A 16,628-nucleotide genomic window follows, 5' to 3' on the forward strand; every position below is an offset into this window, starting at 1 on the left:
GGGGGGCTCCATACCCGGGGGGGGTAGCACCTCCCCCGGGGCCCCCCCCGCTTCCTCGGGCGGGCGGGGGCGGCAACCGTACCCCCCCCCCGGGGCCGCGTATCGGGGGGCCGCGGTCAAGACCAACCGCCAGACGATGCGCGGCTACGGCGCCTGAGGAAGAGACCATGATCATCCGCAAGCAAGACCGTCGCCTTCGTGTCGGTGTGCTCGGCTGCGGGCCAATCGCGCAATTTGCCCATCTGGAATCCTGCGTGAAAGCCCGGAATGCCGACCTCTACGCGATCTGCGATGCCGCTCCCGACCTGCTGGCGCGCATGGGCGCGACCTATGAGCCCGAAAAAATGTATGGCGACTACGATGAGATGCTCGCCGACCCTGAACTGGAAGCGGTGATCGTTGCGACCTCGGACGCCTATCACGTTGCGATGTCGATCAAGGCGCTCGAGGCCGGCAAGCACGTGCTGTGCGAGAAGCCGATCGGCGTCTCGGTCGAGGAAGGTGAGACGCTCGCCGATGCGGTTAAGGGCTCCGGCAAGGTGCTGCAGGTCGGACATATGAAGCGCTTCGACCCGGCACTGGAAGCGGCGCGCGATTTCGTCCGCGACGAGATGGGCGAAATCCTGGCGCTGAAGGCCTGGTATTGCGATTCCACGCATCGCTACACCAACACCGATGCGGTGCAGCCGCTGCCCGTCACCAGCAAGCTGGCAAAGAAGCCGGCCGGCAATCCGAAGGCCGACCTCAGGCAGTATTTCATGCTCGCGCACGGCTCCCACCTTGTCGATACCGCACGCTTCCTGTGCGGCGAGATTGTCGCGGTGCGCGCCCGCCTCAATGAGCGTTTCGGCGCCTATTGCTGGTTCGTCGAAACTGAATTCGCCAATGGCGCGCTCGGCCATCTCGACCTCACCGTCGCCGTCCGCATGGACTGGCACGAAGGCTTTCAACTCTATGGCGAGAACGGCTGCGTGATCGCAAAGACCTTCAATCCCTGGTATTTTCGAGCGAGCGAGGTCGACATCTTTCACGAGAAGGATGCGACGGCGCGAAAGCCGCTTGGCGCCGACGGCCATTTCTTCAGGCGGCAACTCGAAGGCCTCGCCAACACGGTCCTCGACGGCGCGCCGCTGCGCGGCGCCGATGTCGAGGACGGCCTCGCCTCGATCCGCGCCATGGTGGCGATCGCCCGCTCGGTGGAGAGCGGGCTGCGCGTCGAGATCGCTGCCGTCACGGGAGCGGTCTGATGCAGGTCGGGGTGTTCGCCAGGACCTTCCCGGGCAGCGAGCCGGCCGGCGTGCTGGCGGCGGTGCGCGACGCGGGATTTGCCGTCACCCAGTTCAATCTTGCCTGCGCCGGCCTGCCGTCGATGCCGGATGCGGTACCTGACGGTGCCATCAGCGCCATCGCGGCAGCATCCGGTGCCTCCGGCGTCGCCCTGGTGGCGCTGTCGGGCACCTACAACATGGCCCATTCGGACAAAGCGGTGCGCGACGACGGCATGCGCCGGCTTGGCGTGGTCATCAAGGCCGCCGCGTCCCTTGCTGTTCCGCTCGTCACCCTGTGCACGGGAACGCGCAACGCGGGCGATCAGTGGGCGTATCACCCCGACAACGCCGACCGTGAGGCATGGGACGACATGGCAGGCGAGATCGAAAAGGCGCTTCAACTCGCCGAGCGTCATGGCGTCGATCTCGGCATCGAGCCCGAACAGGCCAACATCGTGACCTCGGCGCAGGATGCGGTCCGCCTCATCGCCGAGATGGGCTCGAAGCGGTTGCGCGTCGTGCTCGATCCGGCCAACCTGTTCGAACAGGCGAGCCCCGAGGAAGCAAGCGCCATCGTGGCCGCCGCCGTCGAACGCACTGCCGGCCACGTCGCCATGGCGCATGCCAAGGACCGCTTCGCCGACGGGCGCTTTGCCACCGCCGGCAGGGGCGTCGTCGATTTCCCGGATTTCGTCGCCAGGCTGAAGTCATCAGGCTTTGACGGGCCGCTGGTCACACATGGCCTCTCGGCCGAAGAGGCACCAGGGGTTGCTCGCTTCCTGATGGGGCTGACCTGATGGCTCGCCTGGCCGCTCTGCTTCGCGACGACGCCACGCTTCGGATTTCTGATAATGGCAACGGGCTTGCCGTCGTCTTCCAGCATGGGCTGGGCGGCGGCGAGGCGCAAATCGCCCAGGCTTTCCCGGCCGGTGCCGACTTCCGGCGCATCACGCTGGAATGCCGCGGGCACGGCGCCTCCGGACTGGGCAGCCGCCGTCCGTTTTCCCTGAGCATGTTCGCGGACGATGTTGTTGCCGCCGCCGATCAAGCCGGTCTCGACCGTTTCGTCGCCGGCGGCGTTTCCATGGGCGCCGCCATTGCCTTGCGCCTTGCCTGTCGCCACCCGGACCGCATCGCGGGTCTGCTGCTTGTACGCCCGGCTTGGATTTTCGACAGCGCGCCGGTGAACCTGCGGCCGATCGCCGAGGTCGCCGGCCTCATCCTCGACCACGGCCCCGACAAGGCCAGGACGATCTTCGCGCAATCGGAAACCGCCGAGCGCCTGCAGCGCCACGCGCCCGACAATCTCGCCTCATTACTCGGCTATTTCGACCGGCCGGACGCCGCGCCATTCGCGCAGGTCCTCGCCGACATCGCCGCCGACGGACCGGGCGTTTCTGAAAGCAACGCCGCCGCCCTTGGCGTCCCCACGCTGGTCATCGGCAACGCCATGGATGCGGTGCATCCGCTGCCGGCTGCGCGCACACTTGCCACGGCGATCCCCGGCGCGACCTTTGCGGAAATCTCTCCCAAGGCGCTCGACAGCGTCAGGCATTTCGCCGAGCTGCAGGCTGAGATCACGACCTTCCTTCACGCTCACTTCAACATCCGGAGCCTTGTCCCGTTATGACGACCAAATCCCTGTCCGGCCCCGCTGCCATCGCCGCCCTTCCGCGCAACCGGTTGCTCGGCGAGTTTTCGCTGTGGTCGGCCGACCTCGCCAATATGGAGCGCGACCTGAAGCGCGTAGATCCCTTTGTCGACCTCCACCACATCGACGTCGCGGACGCCCGCTTCACCCCGGGCTTCCTGTTCTTTCCGGACCTGGTGGCGCGGATCGCCATGCTGACGGCAAAGCCGATCCATGTGCATTTGATGGTTGAAGCGGAGATCGTCGAGGAGCAGACGCGCCAATTCATCGAGGCCGGCGCCGATCTTGTCAGCGTCCATGCGGAAAACGGCGAGGCCGGCCTACGCGCCGTGCGGCTGGCGCGTGAGCTCGGCGTCGAGGCCGGGGTGGTGCTGAGACTGGAAACACCGGTGGCCGCGGTCAAACCTTTCCTGTCGCAAGTGGCTTTCGTGACGCTTCTCGGCACATCCATCGGCGTCAAGGGCCAGAGCCTGTCCGACCAGGCCGGCCCGCGCCTGATCGAGGCACGGGCGCTGATGCGAAAAGCAGGTCGAGAAAACGAAATCATCTTGGCTGCCGATGGCGGCATCCGCCACGAAACGGTGCCCCGCCTGCGCGCCGCCGGCGCCGAAACCGTGGTGCTCGGATCGCTGGCATTCGGCGACCCCGACCTTGCGCAGCGCATGGCCTGGCTGCATGGGCTGGAGATTGCCGCCTGATGACAAAGGTTGCGCTTGCCTTCGATCTCGGCGGAACGGAGCTGCGCGGCGCGCTGGTCGAGAGCGGCGGCCACGTGATCGCCCATGTTTCGGCCCCGACGATGGCGATCGCGGGATCGGAAGCGGTGATCGGCCAGATCATCGCGCTGGCCGGGGACCTTCTGACACAGCACCCACAGGCCAAGGTTGCCGGCATCGGCGTCGGCGCACCGGGGCCGCTCGACCCCAAGGCCGGGATCGTGATCGCACCGCCGACACTGGCTGGCTGGCACGACGTGCCTTTGATCGACATTCTCGGCAAGCATTTCGGTCTGCCGGTGCGGCTGGAGAACGACGCCAATGCCGCAGCACTCGGCGAATGGCGCTTCGGCGCCGGGCGTGGCACCGGGTCGATGGTGTTCGTCACCGTGTCGACTGGCATTGGCGGTGGCGTCGTTGCCGAGGGTCACGTCTATCATGGCCGGCGCGGGCTGGCGGCCGAGATCGGCCACATGACCATCACCGGCGAAGGAGACCGCTGCTTCTGCGGCGCCGTCGGCTGCTTCGAGGCGGTCGCCTCCGGAACCGCGCTCGGGCGGCGCGCCACGGCGCTGACGGCGCCGGGCGACGGCTCGCTGCTGCGGCGCCTTTCGGCCGACGGCGACATCTCGGCCAGGCACGTGGTCGATGCCGCGCGTGCAGGCGACGGGCGCGCGCGCACACTCATCGAGGCGGAGGCGAATTGGCTGGGCATCGGCTTCACCAATCTGCTTCATCTCTATTCGCCGGACCTGATCGTAATGGGTGGCGGTCTCGCCAACGGTTTCGACCTCTTGGCTCCAAGCATCAGGGCGGTCGTCGAGCAGCGGGCGATGCCCGCCTACCGGGACGTACCCATCGTGCCGGCGCAACTCGGCAATCAGGCCGGACTGATCGGCGCCGCCAGCCTGATCCTGTGGGAAGGCGAACCAGGCGCGCCGCTGGCGATGGCGCAAGATGACGAAAACAACAACGACACGACCAAACGTGCCGGTGCCCGGGAGGCAAGCCATGGCTGAGCTCAAGCTGAGCGGCGTGCGCAAATCCTACAGATCCGTCGAGGTCATTAGTCCACGACCAGGCGACTCTGCTCGACTACACCGCTGGAGGTGCGCGCCATCGCAATGGGCGCATACAAGCCTTCTGGTAGTCGCGGCGAGACTGCGAACTGCCCAGCGGCGGCATGACCGTTCGAAGCAGGGCTCGGCCAGCGTCGCCCGTGCGGAGGCGTCATTAATTTTGCTGACAGATTGCCGATCTACATTGGTCGGCGGTGCCTGGCGGGCGGCTCGACTGTTGGTTGGGGACAAGGATTTCGACGTGGTTCGCGCTGGCTGCGATCGGCGCCGAGGTTACCTAAGGCGATGTGCCGGCGGCCGAAGCCGCATCCACCTTCTCGAGCTCGAGCTTCGGTGAGAGAAGTGACCGGGAGGAAACTCTTGGCTGCTACGGTCCTACCAGCACGTAAATCCCCCATCGACGGGTACGACGGCTCCGGTCATCAAACTGGCCGCGTCGGAAGCGAGGAACAGGACAGCGCTGGCGACTTCGTGCGCCTGGCCCATGCGGCCCATTGGCGTGTCTCGCAACCACGCTTCTATACGCGGCGCGTTTTCCGGAATCGCCAGGACCATCGGCGTTTCGATGTAGGTTGGCGCCACCGCGTTAACCCGCACGCCATGAGGCGCTCATTCGGCGGCGATCGAGCGGGTCATGTGATGCACGGCCGCCTTGGAGACATTGTAAGGTGTTTGCGGCTGCGGCCGGTTGCAGATCGTGCCCGACATGGAACCCAGATTGACGATTGAGCCGCGGGCGGCCGCGATCATGTGGCGGCCGAAAGCGCGCGAGCACCAGAAGACGCCGTTGATGTTGACGTTCATCATCCACAGCCAGAGTTCATCACTGATATCTTCCGACGAAATGCCGCTGCTGCCGACGCCGGCATTGTTGACGAGAATCGAAGCCGGCTTGCCCCGAGTGGCGAGCGTGTCAGCAATCTCGCTCATCCTTGTTGACGAAGTGACGTCACCGAGCATCAGCTCGGCCGAGTAGCCTTTCGCAGTCAGTGCATCCCTGCCAGCACTGCCGATCTGCTCGTCGGGCTCTATGATGACCACATGCGCTCCGGACTCGCCCAACGCTTCGGCGCATGCGAGGCCAATACCTCTGCCTCCGCCGGTCACCACGGCGATCTCGTTGTCCACCCTGAAGCGCGCTTGATACATGGCCTACCTCCCCGAATTTCGATGCCGAGACGCTACGTGTCAAATGTCGAAGTTGGTCGGCAGAATGACGATATCGCGAATTGTCACCGTTCTCGGCCGGGTCAGCATGAACAGCAGGACTTCGGCAATTTCCTTCGGCCCAAACAGATTTCCGGCCGCCATCGCCCGGTCGAGGTTCTCCTTCGGCCAGTCGGCGACGAGGGGCGTCAGTACCGGTCCGGGGGCGATCGCGCCGACACGGATGCCGTGCTTCGCCACCTGTCGCCTCAGCGCATGGACGAACGCTTGAACTGCGTGCTTGGAAGCGGTGTAGATCGGCTCCCATGGTATTGCGGTATGGCCGGCAACGGAACTGGTGACGACAATGTCTCCCGTGCCCCGCTCGATCATGTGCGGCAGGACCGCATGGACCGTTCGGAATACGGCATTGACGTTCAGGTTCAGCATCCCGTCAAAGGCGTCCGGATCACCATCAATGAAATCGCCGCCGATATAGGCGCCGGCATTGGCATGGAAGGCGTCGAGGTGACCGACCTTGTCCAGAATGCCGGGCATCATGCCTGCCACGCTTTCCGGATTGGTGAGATCCACCCTCAAAGGAATCGCGTTCTCGCCGAGATCAGCAGCCAGGCTGCGCAGTTTCTCATCCGCATAGTCGATCAGGACCACCCGCGCGCCAGCATCGAGACAACCACGGACACAAGCAAGGCCGATACCCGATGCCGCGCCCGTGATTGCAATGACCTTTCCAGAGAGTTGTTCGCTCATCTTCGTCCTCCATCCGTCGGGTTGCTTTCGGTGTTGAGTGCCTCGCCCGTGCAGGCGAAGCGGTACTCGTCCAGGCTGCGCTGGATCGAGGCGATCAGTAACGAGGTCGGCTCGAGCGGTTTGCCTGCAAACGCCTCGAATGCGGGCAGATGCTGGCGAAACAGCGTGAGCGGCACCGTCTTGCCGTGCAGGGTCGCGGTCAGGCTCGCGACCGCTGCTTCCGCCTCCGGCTGGTTCCAGTAATACCGGATGCGGTCCGAGAACGAGTAATGGCGCTGGATGCGCTGTTCGGCTTCCGAGCCGTGATAGTGGCCCTGCCAACTGCCGGGTTTGGCCAGCATCAATCGCTCCATGGCCTGATAGAGTGGACGGGCTCCGTAGTCCGGCAAAAGATCGGTCGCGATAAGGTCCAGCGCGTAGAGCGCCTCGCGCAGGACGAAGGTCAATTCCGGCCCCACTTTCAGGATCGGGAAGCCGTCCTCGACCAATTGGCGCAAATATGTTCGTCCCTGGTAGTCGGTTGAATGCGCCTCGTAGACCAGGCCAGGCTCCTGCTCGAGCAGCCGCGTCAGCCCGCGTGCCCTGGCGGAATCGTAAAGGACCACATTCTCATTGCCAAACTCCACGCCGGGCTGGACCACCAGTGCGATGACGCGTGAGAACGCATCGGCCAAGCCTTGCTTCAGGAACAGGTCGCGATGAACATCGATCGTGTGCGTCGCCGCCGCTACGCTGGTCGGCTCAATGTCGCTGATTGCATGGTTGGCGCCGCCGGGCGTCGGCACCTCGGTGCCGATGATGTAGACCGGGGCCTCATCTCCTGCGGCGCGCGCCGCGCGCTCTGCCGCCAAGGCCAGCCGCGCTGCACGCTCCGCCGTTCTGGCGTCGTCGAGCGCGGCAGGCTCGCCGGCGCATCCCATCGAAGCATCGAGGTGGATCTTTCGAAAGCCGGCGGACACGTACGCCGTGACCATCTCTTCTGCCTTCGCCATCGCTGCGCCGGCATGTTCCTCGCGCCACGGATTTGGCCCAAGGTGATCCCCACCGAAGATGATCCTTTCCATCGGAAGCTTTTCTTCTGCCGATATGTGCTGGACGAGACGAACAAAATCGCTGGGCAGCATTCCGGTGTAGCCACCGAACTGGTTGACCTGGTTGCAGGTTGCTTCGATCACAAGCATGTCGGAGAAGCGTGCAGCATTGCGCGCTGCTGCCCGAATGACCAATGGATGCGCTGAGCAGACAGACGTGACGCCTATCGGCGAACCATTGCGCCGCGCCGGCGCCAGGCTTTTGAGGAGACCGGTCATCGAGCGTTTCTCGGGGTCACGGCGATGAATTCGTCAAGCTGCCGACGCGAGGCGGCACCTTCCATCGGACCTTGAATAGTAACGTTGCGGGCTCCCGCGGCATTGGCATACTCTAGGGCTTTGAACACAGGCATGCCGAGACGGCGGCAAGCGACGTAAGCGCCGCCGAAACAGTCGCCAGCGCCCGTCGGATCAATTTCCGCAACCCTGAACGCCGAGCAATCAATCCGCGAGCCGTCAGCACCGAAGAATGTTGATCCGTGTTCGCCGCGTTTAAGCGCAATCTCTGTCACACTGCGCCCAAAGAGCGCGATGACCGCGGCAGATTCACCATCAACTCCAGCTGCCATGAACAATTCGTCGCCGGAGGGCAGGATAAGGTCGGCGACATCGACGAGCTTGGCGAAGCGCTCCTGCGTCTGCCCGAGCCCGAGCAATTCCTTGCGCAAGTTCGGGTCAAGTGAAACGGAGCCGCCGCGCCGCTTGATGACGCCGATGGCATAATCCATCGTCTCCCAGATACCCGGGATGGCAAAAGCGCTACCCATGACGTGGAGGTGTCCAGCCCGCTCGAAGAGCGCCTTCGCTTCAACCGTCAGGCTCACCAGGGCCGCCGCCGATTTTCCGATGTTGAAGACAAAGTCGCGCGAGCCGTCATTGCGATAGCGAACAAACGCGCTTCCGGTCGGATAATCCTGGCTGACCGAGATGGCCGATACGTCCACGCCGTCAGACCGGAGCCGCTCAATGTTGATGCGGCCGAAATCGTCATCGCCGACCGAGGCGACAATTGCCGCCGACCCGCCGATCTTGGCGCATTGATCGATGAAAATCGCCGGCGCGCCGCTGGGAAAGGGGCCGATAAGCTCTATCGGCTCGAGAAAGCCGTCGCCGCGACTTTTAGCCATGATCTCCACCAGGATCTCGCCGATGACCACCGTCGGCCCTAGTGCGTCGGGTGCGAGCTTGGTCTGACTTAAAATCGCATCTGCGGGCATCATACAACTCGGCTAGCGCACATCTTTTGACTGGAGCACGCGCCTGGAGGTTGCGGCCGCTCGCTCCACAGCGAACGACAACCCGAGACGGCCACGATGGGAATGCGGGATGCTCCTCCAGAGGCTACATTAATTATGTTTGTAGCTTTATGCAACATATTAATCAATCGAGACGGACACGCCACAATGGCGTTCTAAATCGCGATCAGACGGGTAGCCCGAGCAGCAGCATCGGTTCGGCAGTGCCGAACCTGGACATTAGTCTTCGTCTTCCTCTGCCCCTTCGAGTTCCGCCGTACCGTCGGCGAAACGCTGGCTTTGCAGAGACAAGTATCGCTGATGTAACATGCAGGCCGCACCGAAGGCGGAACCGACAGTTCCTTCATCATTCATTGTGATCGATGCGAACGGGAAACTGGATTCCTGTATGGCATGGATGTGTGCAGCGACCCTGGCAGCCATCAAGGGATAGAGTGCGGCGACCGAACCGCCTAGCACGATCTTGTCGGCGTCGATGATTCGGCAAGTCTGCACCAGGCCTATTGCCAAAGCCCTTGCCCAGTCCTCGGCTGTTGAGACGGCGCTGGGCAACCGGTTTTGGACATCGGAAAGGAAGTTGCCGAATGTCGGATCACTGAGGGCGGAGGTCTTGCGATAATCGGCCATAATGTTTTCAAGGCCGATTAGTTGTTCGAGATTGCGGCGCGGGCCTGGCGCGTCGCTGATAATCAAGTGCCCAATCTCCCCCGCCAGCCCGTTGGCGCCGCGAAAAAGGCTGCTGTCAACGATAATGCCGCCGCCGACACCGCTCTCCATAACGAGAAAAAGCGTGACGCCGGAATGCACCTCGCTGCGCCCGTAAGTCGCGCCGATCGCGAATGCGTTGGCATCGTTCTCGGCAAGGACCGGAACACGAATCGGCAGGGCGTCTCTCACCAGCTTTGCAAGGTGAACATTTCGCCAGCCGAGAAGCGGCGCAAAGTGGACGAAGCCATTCTTATCCATTTGCGCCGGGGTTGATACGCCAACGCCTTCACATCGCTCCAGTTTTGACACAGGAATAGATTGGAGAGCCAGCCTCACGGCGCGGTCGACCGCGGCCTCTACGTTGATCGACGGACCATCAAACGGTTCCACATTCGTCGAAACGATATTGGTTCCAAGATCGATCTCTACCGTACTGATATGCTCGACACCGATCTCGACCCCAAGGAAGAAAATAGCATCCGGCACAAGCTCCAGCATGATGCCGGGACGGCCGGCTCGGGCATAGCCCGCTTGTTCAGGCAGATCCTCAATTGCTTCGCGCACCAGACCGTCAGCCGTCAGGCTCGCGATGATATGCCCCGACGAAGAGCGGTTAAGCCGTAACTTGCGCGCGAGTTCGGCTCGAGTGAGACGTCCAAATTGATGAAGGGCTCTTAGAGCCGCCACTTCATTGTTTTGTCGAATCCTGCGATTTGAACTGGCGGTCAGCGCCGGGTCATTCACTTAGGTCTCTCCAGGTTACCTGCGGTCCGCAAGCCGAACGCAACCACAACGCGCTCACTTGGTACACGCCGCGCAGGCGTGCAGCAACTGGCGCGATCTTATTGAACACGCATCCCCCGAAGCTTCTGTCTCACGGATCCGAGGCTGCCGATGAACAGCGAAAAAACCGCAGCACTACAGCGCTGAAGACCGCGGAGCAGGGCGCCTTAGGCAGAGGGTCCGCACTGCCGCATAATCAGATTGTCCTCGACTTATGGACGGGCATTCGTCGTTCGCCGACGAACCGCCTCTTGCATTTTCAGGTCGATGAAGGCCTTGGCGTGCTTTGCCAACGGCATGTTCTCGGTCCAGGTATCGCGCCATATGGCGCATGCGAGGGACAGACCCTCATCGACCACGGCGCTGGAGAACGATTCAAAGGTGATGTCGCGGTTATAGCCGATGTCTAGCAACGCGTCGAAGATGCGATCGAAATCGATCACTCCATCGCCGAGGTAGCCGCGATTGCTTTCGCCGATGTGAAAATAGCCGATCTTGTCGCCCGCGAGACGAATGGCCGCCGCTGGATTGGCCTCTTCGATGTTCATATGAAACGTGTCGAGATGGAGCGTGACGTGATCGGAGCCGGTCGCCTTGATGAAGTCGAGGCCCTGAGCCGCCGTGTTCAAGAGATTCGTCTCGAACCGGTTGACGACCTCCAGGACCAGATCGACGCCGGCCTTCTTTGCTGCGTCAGCCGTCTTGGCAATGGCTGCAATGCTGTTCTTGCGGCCGCGATCACTCGGCATTATCGAGTATTTCGTATGCGCGGAATAGAGAATGCCCCCGAGCTTGGTGCCGCCGATGTCCCGCACCGCCGCGACTGCATTCGCGAGTAATTCCTCACCTGCCTTCACGACAGCGCCGTCCTCGCTCGACACATCGGCGCCCAAGGGCAGGCCCATGGTGACGGCGATTTCGAGATCTAACGACTGAGCCTTCTTGGCGAGGCGATAGATGTCGAACTTTTCGGGTTGAAGATACGCAAACTCGATCAGCCGGTAACCGCACGCAGCCGAATTCTCCATCGCTTCTTCAAGCATGGCCTGAGTGCCACCGCCGGTCCATACGAACGAATGAATGCCCAATCTGCGCATCGGCTGTTTCCTCCTGGGTACTGGCGACTCTATAAATGTTGACAAGGACAACAAAAATGCCCCCATCGTGACAAATGTCAAGGTCCTCGACGGCGCAACTAATGCTTGTGCGCGCGGCAACTCCTAACCGGATCGAGCATCATCCACGCAAATATGCAGAGGATAATACGCGGAATCCCGGGGCCGCTGCCTCGGCGGGTTTTTTGGCTTGACAGAATTCCCGTACCGTTTAATTTGTTGCCAAGAACAACATATAACGCTGCCCAACCAGCGAAACGTGGAGGAGGAAATTAACTTGCCCTGATCCAATTTCTCCGCTCTTCGCGACAGATGGGCTGATAGCGCTCTTCTGTGCTCGTTCGCATGAATATGGCCAACTCGGTCCGTGAGTTGAGACCAAGCCGGCAATTCGAAACAGCAGAAAATGTTGCCTCCCAAGGCCAGCACCTGAGGGGAGTTTTCTGTTCGGGTGCGGGCACGAAAAGCGATGAATCTTCATAGGGCCAGTGCCCGTGCGCTGGCGTCTTAAATTTGGATCAAGCCGGGAGGCGCCACCGGGCCGATTGGAGGAAATCGCGGAGGCGGGGCACCCACAATGCCTCTGATGGCCAGGAGGTTTCCGGTCTGGCGAGAAGGAACATTGCCATGACTGCGAAATGACGGACTGACATTCAAGATTCTTTGGAGGAGTGAAAGATGAGACATGAACTCGGAATAGGCCTTGCCGCATTGGCAGTGGGGCTAATGACCAGCGTGATGCCTGCCATGACGTATCAAAGGTTACGATGAGCACATCATATTTTGACATAAAGATATGTTTATGTCACGGTGTGTGATCTTGGAAGCCGAGGCTCACCGTGGTGCATTCTGAATCCTCCTTGGATTCCCTTTTCGGACCCGTTGTCGCCAAGGCGGATGGATCGGAGATTCGTTCTGCCTTGGAATCGGCCGCGCGCGAACGAATCCTCATCCTCGACGGCGCGATGGGCACGCAGATCCAGGGGCATGGCTTCAACGAGGAACAGTTCCGCGGCGACAAGTTCGTCGGCTGCGCCTGCCATCAACAGGGCAACAACGACCTGCTGATCCTGACGCAGCCGAAAGCGATCGAGGAAATCCACTACCAGTACGCGATTGCCGGCGCCGACATCATCGAGACCAACACCTTCTCCTCCACGTCGATCGCCCAGGCCGATTACGGCATGGAGGATGCGGTCTATGACCTGAACCGGGACGGTGCCCGTCTGGTGCGGCGGGCGTGCATTCGCGCCCAACAGGAAGACGGCAAGCGACGCTTCGTCGCCGGCGCGCTGGGACCGACCAACCGCACCGCCTCGATGTCGCCGGACGTCAACAACCCCGGCTATCGCGCCGTCAACTTCGACGATCTGCGCATCGCCTATGGCGAGCAGTTGCGCGGCCTGATCGACGGCGGCGCCGACATCATCCTGATCGAGACGATCTTCGACACGCTGAACGCCAAGGCGGCGATCTTCGCCTGCAACGAGATCTTCCTCGAAAAGGGCGTGCATCTTCCGGTCATGATCTCAGGCACGATCACCGACCTGTCGGGCCGCACGCTGTCGGGCCAGACACCGACGGCCTTCTGGCATTCGATCCGCCACGCCAGTCCGTTCACGGTCGGCCTCAACTGCGCGCTCGGCGCCAACGCCATGCGCGCACATGTCGCCGAGATTTCCGGCGTCGCCAACACCTTCACCTGTGCCTATCCCAATGCCGGCCTGCCCAACGAGTTCGGCCGCTACGACGAGAGCCCGGAATTCATGGCGGCGCAGATCGAGGGTTTTGCGCGCGAGGGACTGGTCAATGTCGTCGGCGGCTGCTGCGGCTCGACGCCGGATCACATCCGCGCCATCGCAGCGGCAGTGAGGAAATATCCGCCGCGCGCCATTCCGGAGATCGAGCGCAAAATGCGCTTGTCAGGTCTGGAACCCTTCACGCTCACCAAGGAAATTCCGTTCGTCAATGTCGGCGAGCGCACCAACGTCACCGGCTCGGCGAAATTCAGGAAACTGATCACCGCCGGCGACTACCCTGCCGCCCTCGACATCGCGCGCGATCAGGTCTCCAACGGTGCCCAGATCATCGACATCAACATGGACGAGGGCCTGATCGATTCGAAGAAGGCGATGGTCGAGTATTTCAACCTGATCGCCGCCGAGCCGGATATCGCCCGCGTGCCGGTGATGATCGACAGTTCGAAATGGGAGATCATCGAGGCTGGCTTGAAATGCGTGCAGGGCAAGCCGCTGGTCAATTCCATCTCGATGAAGGAAGGCGAGGAAGCTTTTCTCCACCATGCGAAACTCGTCCGCGCGTATGGCGCGGCGGTCGTCGTCATGGCGTTCGACGAGGAAGGCCAGGCGGACACGCAGGCGCGAAAAGTCGCCATCTGCACCCGCGCTTACAAGCTCCTGACCGAGCAGGCCGGCTTCCCGCCGGAAGACATCGTTTTCGACCCGAACATCTTCGCCATCGCCACCGGCATCGACGAGCACAACAATTACGGGGTCGACTTCATCGAGGCGACGCGGGAAATCATCCAGACCCTACCTCACGTCCACATTTCGGGTGGCGTCTCGAACCTGTCCTTCTCGTTTCGCGGCAACGAACCGGTGCGCGAGGCCATGCATGCCGTGTTCCTCTACCACGCCATCCAGGCCGGCATGGACATGGGCATCGTCAATGCCGGCCAACTTGCAGTCTACGAATCGATCGATCCGGAACTGCGCGAAGCCTGCGAGGACGTCGTCAACAACCGCCAGCCGGCGGGCGGCGGCAGCGCCACCGAGCGGATGCTGGAACTTGCCGAGCGCTTCAAGGGAACCGCCGGCAAGGAGGCCAAGGAACGCGATCTCGCCTGGCGGGAGTGGACTGTCGACAAGCGCATTTCGCATGCGCTGGTCAACGGCATCACCGAGTTCATCGACGCCGATACCGACGAGGCGCGGCTTGCCGCCGAGCGGCCGCTCCATGTCATCGAGGGCCCGCTGATGGCCGGCATGAACGTCGTCGGCGACCTGTTCGGTGCCGGAAAGATGTTCCTGCCGCAAGTGGTCAAGTCCGCGCGCGTGATGAAACAGGCGGTCGCCGGGCTGCTGCCGCACATGGAAGCCGAGAAGCTGGCCAACGCCGCCAACGGCATCGACACCGGCGAACGCCAGACCGCCGGAAAAATCCTGATGGCGACGGTCAAGGGCGACGTCCATGACATCGGCAAGAACATCGTCGGCGTCGTGCTCGCCTGCAACAACTACGAGATCATCGATCTAGGCGTCATGGTGCCAGCGACTAAGATTCTGCGGACGGCGCGCGAGCAAAACGTCGACATCATCGGCCTCTCCGGCCTGATCACGCCGTCGCTCGACGAGATGGCGCATGTCGCCTCCGAAATGGAGCGCGAAGGTTTCGACATTCCGTTGCTGATTGGCGGGGCGACGACCAGCCGCGTTCACACGGCGGTCAAGATCCACCCGCGCTATGAGCGCGGCCAGACGGTCTACGTCACAGATGCCAGCCGCGCCGTTGGCGTCGTCTCGTCATTGCTGTCCCACCAGGCAAAGGGCGACTATGTCGATACGGTACGCGCCGAGTACCGCAAGGTGGCGGACGCGCATGCGCGTAGTGAAGCCGACAAGCTGCGCCTTCCGCTCGCCAGGGCAAGGGCAAACGCCCACAAGATCGACTGGTCGGGCTATGTCCCGCAAAACCCCTCCTTCCTTGGGCTGAAGGTTTTCGAGACCTGGGACCTCGCCGAACTCGCCCGCTACATCGACTGGACGCCGTTCTTCCAGACCTGGGAGATGAGGGGGCGCTATCCGAAGATTCTCGAAGACGAGGCACAGGGGCCGGCGGCGCGCCAGCTGTTCGAGGATGCACAAGCGGTGCTGAAGCAGATCATCGCGGAACAATGGTTCGCACCGAAGGGCGTGATCGGCTTCTGGCCGGCCAATGCCGTCGGCGACGACATCAGGCTTTTCACCGACGACACGCGTTCGCAAGAGCTGGCGACCTTCTTCACGCTGCGCCAGCAACTGACCAAGCGCGACGGCAAGGCCAACGTCGCCCTGTCGGATTTCGTCGCGCCGCTCGAAAGTGGCAAGGCGGATTATCTCGGCGGCTTCATCGTGACCGCCGGCATCGAGGAAGTGGCGATCGCCGAGCGCTTCGAGCGGGCCAATGACGATTATTCCTCGATAATGGTGAAGGCGCTCGCCGATCGCTTCGCCGAAGCCTTCGCCGAGCGGCTGCACGAGCGTGTCCGAAAAGAGTTGTGGGGCTATGCGCCGGACGAGAACCTGGCCCCGGAGGATCTGATCGGCGAACCCTATTGCGGCATCAGGCCGGCGCCCGGCTATCCGGCGCAGCCCGACCATACCGAGAAGGCGACGCTGTTCAGGCTGCTCGACGGCGAACGCAACGCAGGGGTCACCTTGACCGAAAGCTATGCCATGTGGCCCGGCTCGTCGGTCTCCGGCATCTATCTCGCCCATCCGGAAAGCTATTATTTCGGGGTGGCCAAGATCGAGCGCGATCAGGTGGAGGACTATGCACGGCGCAAAGACATGTCAATTTCGGAGGTCGAGCAGTGGCTCGGGCCCATCCTGAATTACATCCCAGTGCAGGTCGCTGAGGCCGCTGAATAGATTGTCGGCGTACCAGCTTCAAAGTGGAATTCGTCCTGTATTCAAGCCTTGCCGGGCGCGCCGCTCACCCACTGGGCGGCAGGCGGCAAGAAGATGCAGAGATGGCGAAAATCCTAGGCATCTCCATAGCAGGAGTATGGGACGCGGTGAGCATTCCCGCAACAAGTCTGGACGGAAGCTGACAATGAAACCAATCGCTTAGACCCGCTAGCTAGCGGTCGAGAACCGGTGTCGGATCCGGTCGACGCGCATCACGGCCAAGGCCTGACGGCGCTGGAGCCCGGCCAGGGCATGAGTGCCAGCGTGCGGCTCCACTGGCGGCCGATCGATGCCTGAGGCTTACCGGATCGGCGTCTCGCCGCGAAACAGCGGCTGGTGCGCCCGCATCAAGGCGG

11 protein-coding genes and 1 pseudogene are annotated in these 16,628 nt (G+C 62.4%); 6 read left to right on the forward strand and 6 right to left on the reverse strand.

The annotated features are described in order from the left end of the window. Nucleotides 1-170: 170 nt before the first annotated feature. The 5 genes from NKJ23_RS33165 to NKJ23_RS33185 are packed head-to-tail and all read left to right on the forward strand — an operon-like array spanning nucleotide 171 to nucleotide 4,654. Entirely contained in the window at nucleotides 171-1,247 is a 1,077-nt protein-coding gene (locus NKJ23_RS33165) for a Gfo/Idh/MocA family protein (protein ID WP_352684934.1), read from the forward strand. Beyond that, nucleotides 1,247-2,065 carry a sugar phosphate isomerase/epimerase family protein gene (locus NKJ23_RS33170; RefSeq protein ID WP_352684923.1) on the forward strand — a complete coding sequence of 273 codons (819 nt, stop codon included), beginning with the start codon at nucleotides 1,247-1,249 and terminating at the stop codon, nucleotides 2,063-2,065. The genes NKJ23_RS33165 and NKJ23_RS33170 overlap by 1 nt, the downstream gene beginning before the upstream one ends. Then, complete coding sequence (locus NKJ23_RS33175; protein WP_352524745.1) at nucleotides 2,065-2,898, forward strand: alpha/beta fold hydrolase; 834 nt, start codon at nucleotides 2,065-2,067, stop codon at nucleotides 2,896-2,898. The genes NKJ23_RS33170 and NKJ23_RS33175 overlap by 1 nt, the downstream gene beginning before the upstream one ends. After that, nucleotides 2,895-3,617, forward strand: coding sequence for a ribulose-phosphate 3-epimerase (locus NKJ23_RS33180; RefSeq protein WP_352684926.1), 723 nt, complete (start codon nucleotides 2,895-2,897; stop codon nucleotides 3,615-3,617). The genes NKJ23_RS33175 and NKJ23_RS33180 overlap by 4 nt, the downstream gene beginning before the upstream one ends. Beyond that, a complete protein-coding gene (locus tag NKJ23_RS33185) occupies nucleotides 3,617-4,654 on the forward strand; it encodes an ROK family protein (RefSeq protein WP_352684928.1) in 1,038 nt (345 codons plus the stop codon). Before NKJ23_RS33180 ends, NKJ23_RS33185 begins: the two co-directional genes overlap by 1 nt. Nucleotides 4,655-5,089: 435 nt before the next feature. On the opposite strand, the pseudogene NKJ23_RS33190 reads toward NKJ23_RS33185, so the two are convergent. From NKJ23_RS33190 to NKJ23_RS33215, 6 genes and pseudogenes are all read right to left on the reverse strand, one after another. Then, nucleotides 5,090-5,863 (reverse strand): annotated as a pseudogene (locus NKJ23_RS33190) (SDR family NAD(P)-dependent oxidoreductase). Nucleotides 5,864-5,902: 39 nt separating this feature from the next. Next, complete coding sequence (locus tag NKJ23_RS33195; RefSeq protein WP_352684930.1) at nucleotides 5,903-6,631, reverse strand: SDR family oxidoreductase; 729 nt, start codon at nucleotides 6,629-6,631, stop codon at nucleotides 5,903-5,905. Next, nucleotides 6,628-7,941 (reverse strand): D-tagatose-bisphosphate aldolase, class II, non-catalytic subunit, encoded by a 1,314-nt coding sequence (locus NKJ23_RS33200; protein ID WP_352684932.1) that lies wholly within the window; start codon nucleotides 7,939-7,941, stop codon nucleotides 6,628-6,630. Before NKJ23_RS33200 ends, NKJ23_RS33195 begins: the two co-directional genes overlap by 4 nt. After that, the gene (locus NKJ23_RS33205; RefSeq protein ID WP_352620810.1) at nucleotides 7,938-8,939 is read right to left on the reverse strand and encodes a tagatose kinase; all 1,002 of its coding nucleotides are present in this window, start codon (nucleotides 8,937-8,939) and stop codon (nucleotides 7,938-7,940) included. Before NKJ23_RS33205 ends, NKJ23_RS33200 begins: the two co-directional genes overlap by 4 nt. A gap of 258 nt (nucleotides 8,940-9,197) precedes the next feature. Further along, entirely contained in the window at nucleotides 9,198-10,430 is a 1,233-nt protein-coding gene (locus NKJ23_RS33210) for an ROK family transcriptional regulator (RefSeq protein WP_352620812.1), read from the reverse strand. Nucleotides 10,431-10,681: 251 nt separating this feature from the next. Further along, a complete protein-coding gene (locus NKJ23_RS33215) occupies nucleotides 10,682-11,566 on the reverse strand; it encodes a sugar phosphate isomerase/epimerase family protein (protein ID WP_352684936.1) in 885 nt (294 codons plus the stop codon). An 857-nt stretch (nucleotides 11,567-12,423) separates the two neighbouring features. Here NKJ23_RS33215 and metH point away from each other — a divergent pair. Next, complete coding sequence (gene metH / locus NKJ23_RS33220) at nucleotides 12,424-16,233, forward strand: methionine synthase (RefSeq protein WP_352457871.1); 3,810 nt, start codon at nucleotides 12,424-12,426, stop codon at nucleotides 16,231-16,233. Nucleotides 16,234-16,628: the final 395 nt, after the last annotated feature.

Source organism: Mesorhizobium sp. M0184 (assembly GCF_040322215.1).
GTDB lineage: Bacteria > Pseudomonadota > Alphaproteobacteria > Rhizobiales > Rhizobiaceae > Mesorhizobium.

What these genes read in the sequence shown, in the direction of transcription:
- NKJ23_RS33185 (WP_352684928.1), top strand. Translation starts at nt 3,617, where the DNA reads ATGACAAAGGTTGCGCTTGCCTTCGATCTCGGCGGAACGGAGCTGCGC.
- NKJ23_RS33195 (WP_352684930.1), bottom strand. Translation starts at nt 6,631, where the DNA reads ATGAGCGAACAACTCTCTGGAAAGGTCATTGCAATCACGGGCGCGGCA.
- NKJ23_RS33175 (WP_352524745.1), top strand. Translation starts at nt 2,065, where the DNA reads ATGGCTCGCCTGGCCGCTCTGCTTCGCGACGACGCCACGCTTCGGATT.
- NKJ23_RS33215 (WP_352684936.1), bottom strand. Translation starts at nt 11,566, where the DNA reads ATGCGCAGATTGGGCATTCATTCGTTCGTATGGACCGGCGGTGGCACT.
- NKJ23_RS33205 (WP_352620810.1), bottom strand. Translation starts at nt 8,939, where the DNA reads ATGCCCGCAGATGCGATTTTAAGTCAGACCAAGCTCGCACCCGACGCA.
- NKJ23_RS33200 (WP_352684932.1), bottom strand. Translation starts at nt 7,941, where the DNA reads ATGACCGGTCTCCTCAAAAGCCTGGCGCCGGCGCGGCGCAATGGTTCG.
- NKJ23_RS33180 (WP_352684926.1), top strand. Translation starts at nt 2,895, where the DNA reads ATGACGACCAAATCCCTGTCCGGCCCCGCTGCCATCGCCGCCCTTCCG.
- NKJ23_RS33170 (WP_352684923.1), top strand. Translation starts at nt 1,247, where the DNA reads ATGCAGGTCGGGGTGTTCGCCAGGACCTTCCCGGGCAGCGAGCCGGCC.